The organism is Mesorhizobium sp. M2C.T.Ca.TU.002.02.1.1 (genome assembly GCF_003997225.1).
This window is the reverse complement of the sequence record NZ_RZTO01000477.1, coordinates 1-4,816: the sequence shown is the minus strand read 5'-3', so window position 1 is coordinate 4,816 and position 4,816 is coordinate 1. Positions and strand designations below refer to the sequence as shown.

Below are 4,816 nucleotides of genomic sequence, written 5' to 3'. Positions count from 1 at the left end.
GTTCGAGGTTGCGAAAATAGATGTTCGGCGCGGCCAGGAACATGTGCCGGTGTTTCGAGCCTGGAATATAGACCAGGAAGGCGAGGATGGCGCCGATATGGATCCAATAGGCGATCCGCTCCGTCGGATGGGCCGCAAGGTCCAGGGCGCGGAGCAGATCGGCCACCAGCGACCCCACCGGTCGCCATGAGCCATCGGCGCCGCCGACGATCCGTGCCCCAGCCTCGATCAGCAGGGATGAGACGATGAGCAGGATCAGCACATAGATGATCGCCGCATCCGATCCGCTCGATCCCCTGAACCGCGCCGGCTTGAGCACATAGCGCTGATAGACGGCCAGGCCGAGGCCCAAAAGCATCAGCACCGCGAACAGATCCTGCAGCAGCGCGATCCAGCTGTCGCCGCCGATCGGTGCCAGCGAAAAGCCGGGGAACAGGCGTGAGCCGAACGCCTCGATCGTGACGGTGAACAGGACGAAGAACGAAACGAAGATCAGCGCGTGCAGGATGCCGGAGAGCGGCTTGCGCAGCATCTTGCGATGCAGGCCGATGGCGATGGCGACGCCTTCCAGGCGGCGCCAGGGCTGGTCGAAGCGGCTTGCGCCCGGCGCCTGCGTCAGCGCGGCGATGTAGCGGCGGGAGCGCCAAAGCGTCAGCGCGATGGCCGCCAGCGTGACGATCCATAGAATTGGCGTTTCGCTCATATCAGCGGCCGGGCTGCAGCCGCTCGCTCAGATTGGCGACGAGATCGAAAAGGTCGCAGGTCGCGCCGAAATGCGCGACATTGAAGATCGGCGCCTTGGGGTCGGTGTTCACGGCGATGATGAGATCCGACTTCGACATGCCTTCGAGATGCTCCGGAGCGCCGGAAACGCCGAGCGCCAGATAGAGCTTCGGCTTGACCTTCTGGCCGGATTTGCCGACCTGCCGCACCTTCGGCAACCAGCCGCTGTCCACCACCGGCCGGCTGCCGGCGATCTCTGCGCCAAGGATGTCCGCAAGCCCGCGCGCTATGTCGATGCTGGCCTCGTCGCCGATGCCGCGGCCGACGCAGACGATCCGTTCGGCGGTCGTGAGGTCGACGCTGTCATAGTTGGGAACATCGACGCCGACGAGCCGGACCTTGCCTTCGGCCACGACGGCCGTGGCGTCGAAATGCTGCAGCTTCGACGGATCGACGGCGCGCCGTTCCACCTCGGCGAAGGCGCCGGGGTTGACCATTAGGATAGCCGGCAAAGGCACGCTGCATTCGGCCAGGATCTTGCCGCCATAGACCTGCGCGACGACGGTCAGCCGGTCGCCGTCGCGGCGAATTTCGTTGACATAGGAGACCAGCGGCCAACCGGTGCGCGCCGCGAGATCGCCGGCGACGTCGAGCCCGTTGGCGGAGTAGGGTACCAGCACCAGGCCAGGCTCTTCGGCCGCAACGGTGTCCGCCAGCAGCCGGGTGTAGGATTCTGCCGCGATGAGCTGGGAGCCGCCGGCGCTCGCCGCGACGAGCCTGTCCGCGGCGCCGAGATTTGCGACGGCGGGTTCCGGGTCCTGCCCGGCGAAGAAAGCGACGACCTCGTCGCCGGCCGCTGCTGCCGTCCGCGCAGCCGTGATCATTTCCAGCGAAAACGGCTCGATCTTGCCGAACGAGCCTTCCGTGCAGGCGATAATCCGCATCGCTTAAACTCCTGCAAAGCCTTTGGCCGCCAGGATGCTGGCCAGCCGGTCGGCGACATTTTCGGGATTGTCTCCGAGATTTTCGCCGCTGCCGCGTTGTCCAGGCAATCTCAGCGCGACGATCTCAGCCGATCTTTCGAACCCGGCAGGCTCGGACGGTGCCTTGCCTATGGCCGTCTTCGACGCCTCTCTCAGCTTGCTGCCCGAAACATAGCGTGGCGCCTTGGATGCGGTCTGCACGCCGATCACCGCCGGCAGCGCAATCTCGTAGGTCGCGGCGATGCCGCCGCCGCGTTCCTGCGTCACCCGAAGGGCCGAAGCCTCGATGCCGACGCGGCTGGAGCCGGAGACATGCGGCCAACCGAGCAGGGCGCCGGCATAGGGCACGAGTTGGCCGAAGAGGTCTTCGGTCGACTGGACGCCGCAAAGGAGGAGATCGGCGGCCTTCGAGCGGGCGAGCGCGACGATCGAACCGGCAATCGCGCGCGAGTCGATCATGCCGTCCCCTTCGGCTTCGAGCGCGATCGCCTCGTCCGCGCCGCGGGCAACCGCCATCTGCAGCACACGGTTGCTTCCCTCGCCGATGGCGACGGCAACGACAGTCGCTCCTGACGCTTCCTTCAAGAGGATCGCCTCTTCCAGCGCATGGTCGTCGAAATCGTTGAGCTGGAAATCCAGCCATTCGCGGTCGATGCCGCGTCCGTCGCCCGTCAGTTCGAGCTCGCCCGCGGAATCCGGAATCATTCGCAGCACAACGAGAATTTTCAACGGTCGATCCTCCCCGGGCGTACCTCAGGCTCCCCGTACCTGCGGCCTATTAGATCGCAACCGTTGCCGCGCCCAATCGAGAAAATCGTAATAGCAGCTATTACAACTCAGGTGATTGACCTTCGCGACGATGCGGCCGCTAATTCGAAGCGTTGGGAGGCTTGGGCAAGCGGTCGTCGCCGGGTGCTTTGTATTTTTCGATATAAATTACGAAATAGACTATAAATTATCCAATTTTTACTTTGGGGTAGGAACAATCGGCATCCGAAAAGGTGCCAAGGAGGAGGAAAGTATGACTATAAAGAGCATCTTCGATCAAAAAATATCTCGTGCAAGCTTCATCCGTAAGGCGCCTGCTGCCCTGGCGGCCGCCGGCGCCGTCTCGACCCTGGGGCTCGGCGCGACTGTCCCCGCTGCGGCGGAGGAAACCAAGCCGGGTTATTACGGCGTGCCGCGGACCTGGATCTGGAATCCGAACGCCAACTCGATGGTCGACACGTCGAAGTGGAAGAAGGAAGGGCCCTATACGATCGGCTTCTCCAACGCCTCGATATCGAATGCCTGGCGCGTGGCCTTTCAGCATGGCGTGTTCTGGGCCGCCGGCCAGCATCGCGACGAGATCGCGCATCTTCTGGCAACCGACGCCAATGACGATCCCTCGAAGCAGATCGCCGACATCCAGGACCTGATCAGCCAGGGCGTAGACGTCTTGCTGATCGCAGCCGCCACCGAAGACGCGCTGGACTCCGTCGTCGGGCGCGCCATGGAGCAGGGCATTCCCGTCATCATGGTCGACCGCAAGGTGAAGACGGCAAGCAACTACATCACCTACATCACCGCCTCCGACTGGGCGCTCGGCCGCCTCGAAGCCCTGTGGTTGTGCGAGACGCTCGGCGGAAAAGGCAACATCGTCATGCTGCCCGGCATCGCCGGCTCGAGCGTCGCCGAAATCCGCATCAAGGCGAATGAAGAGGTGTTTGGCAAGTTCCCCGGCATCAAGGTGCTGGAGAAGCAGTATTGCGACTGGAATCCCGCGACCGGCAAATCGGTGATGGCCGCACTCATCCAGAAGCACGGCAAGGAGATCAACGGCGTGCTCGCCGACAGCGCGCTGCAGGGCTCCGGCGCCATCCAGGCCTTCCTCGCGGCAGGCTACAAGGACGGCGAAATCCCGCCGATGACCGGCGGTGACATCGCCTTGATGTATCAGCTGGCCTCCCAGCATAACATCAAGATGGTCGGCATCGACTATCCGACCTCGATGGGCATCACCGGCATCGAGACCGTGCTCGACGTCATGAAGGGTATCCCGGTTCCCGAGAAGGTCGAGGTCAGCTTCAACGTCGTGACCTCGCCCGGAGCCGACACGGTTTCGGTCAAGGGCGACCGGCACCTCCTCGACCATGTCAGCATGAGCGACCCGGGCGACCTGTCGCCAAGCAACGGCTTGCCGGCCGGATACAATCCGAGCACGTTCAAGCCCGATTATCCGAAGTAAGCCTCCCAGCCTGACAGGGTGTGCGTTCCTTCGGACGCACACCCTGGCGTAACCGGAATTTCGAGCATCGGATAAATGGTCACTCCCGTCATCGAGCTCAGTCGCATCGAGAAGGAGTATCCGGGCGTAAAACCCCTGGACAGGGTGGATTTTGCCGTTCGTCCCGGCGAAATCCATGCTCTTCTCGGCGAAAACGGTGCGGGAAAATCCACCCTCATCCGCGTCATGGGCGGCGCCATCAAGCCGAATGGCGGAAGCATGACCTATCTGGGCAAGCCGGTCTCCTGGCAGTCGCCCAAGCAGGCGCGCGCAGCGGGCATCCACGTCATCCATCAGGAACTCGCTCTGTTCCCGGAGCTTTCGGTCGCCGAGAACATCCTGGTCGACGCGCAGCCGCGCAACGGTCTCGGCCTGATCTCCAGCCGCGCCCGCCACGCGCGGGCAGCCGAAATACTGGCGCAGCTCGGCGTCAGGATCTCGACCCATGCCAAGATCGACGAATTGCCTCTGGCCGACCAGCAGATGGTCGAGATCGCCAAGGCGCTGGTCGGCGAGGTGAGGCTGCTCGTGCTCGACGAGCCGACGGCCGTGATCTCCGGCCATGAGGTCGATCTCCTGTTCGACAACATGCGGCGGCTGAAGCGCGAAGGCGTCGGCATCGTCTATGTCTCGCATCGCCTGGAAGAGATCTTCGAGATTGCCGACCGCGTGACGATCCTGAAGGACGGACAGGTTGCAGGCACCGGCCCGGTCGGCGACCTGACGCGCGACGAGATGATCACCAAGATGGTCGGACGCCGCCTCGAGCAGATCTATCCGGCGCGTCGCAAGGCGCCCGCCGGCGGGCAGGACATCCTGAAGGTCAGCAACCTTCGCTCCGGCC

5 protein-coding genes are annotated in these 4,816 nt (G+C 63.6%); 2 read left to right on the top strand and 3 right to left on the bottom strand.

Annotation, left to right across the window (positions count from 1 at the left end):
- The 3 genes from EOD07_RS22700 to EOD07_RS22690 form a co-directional block, all read right to left on the bottom strand.
- A partial coding sequence (locus EOD07_RS22700) for a hypothetical protein (RefSeq protein WP_206519524.1) occupies positions 1 to 703 on the bottom strand: 703 nt, incomplete at its 3' end.
- Between the two features lies 1 nt (position 704).
- Complete coding sequence (locus tag EOD07_RS22695) at positions 705 to 1,667, bottom strand: electron transfer flavoprotein subunit alpha/FixB family protein (RefSeq protein WP_127237057.1); 963 nt, start codon at positions 1,665 to 1,667, stop codon at positions 705 to 707.
- A gap of 3 nt (positions 1,668 to 1,670) precedes the next feature.
- Complete coding sequence (locus EOD07_RS22690; RefSeq protein WP_127237056.1) at positions 1,671 to 2,435, bottom strand: hypothetical protein; 765 nt, start codon at positions 2,433 to 2,435, stop codon at positions 1,671 to 1,673.
- Between the two features lie 292 nt (positions 2,436 to 2,727).
- On the opposite strand from EOD07_RS22690, the gene EOD07_RS22685 reads away from it, so the two are divergent.
- Together EOD07_RS22685 and EOD07_RS22680 are read left to right on the top strand one after the other, a co-directional pair.
- Positions 2,728 to 3,933, top strand: a complete 1,206-nt coding sequence (locus EOD07_RS22685; protein ID WP_164772436.1) for a substrate-binding domain-containing protein — start codon at positions 2,728 to 2,730, stop codon at positions 3,931 to 3,933.
- Positions 3,934 to 4,008: 75 nt separating this feature from the next.
- A partial coding sequence (locus EOD07_RS22680; RefSeq protein WP_164772435.1) for an ATP-binding cassette domain-containing protein occupies positions 4,009 to 4,816 on the top strand: 808 nt, incomplete at its 3' end.

Bases quoted from the DNA above. Each gene is read 5' to 3' on its own strand.
- EOD07_RS22695 (WP_127237057.1), bottom strand. From the start codon at position 1,667: ATGCGGATTATCGCCTGCACGGAAGGCTCGTTCGGCAAGATCGAGCCG.
- EOD07_RS22685 (WP_164772436.1), top strand. From the start codon at position 2,728: ATGACTATAAAGAGCATCTTCGATCAAAAAATATCTCGTGCAAGCTTC.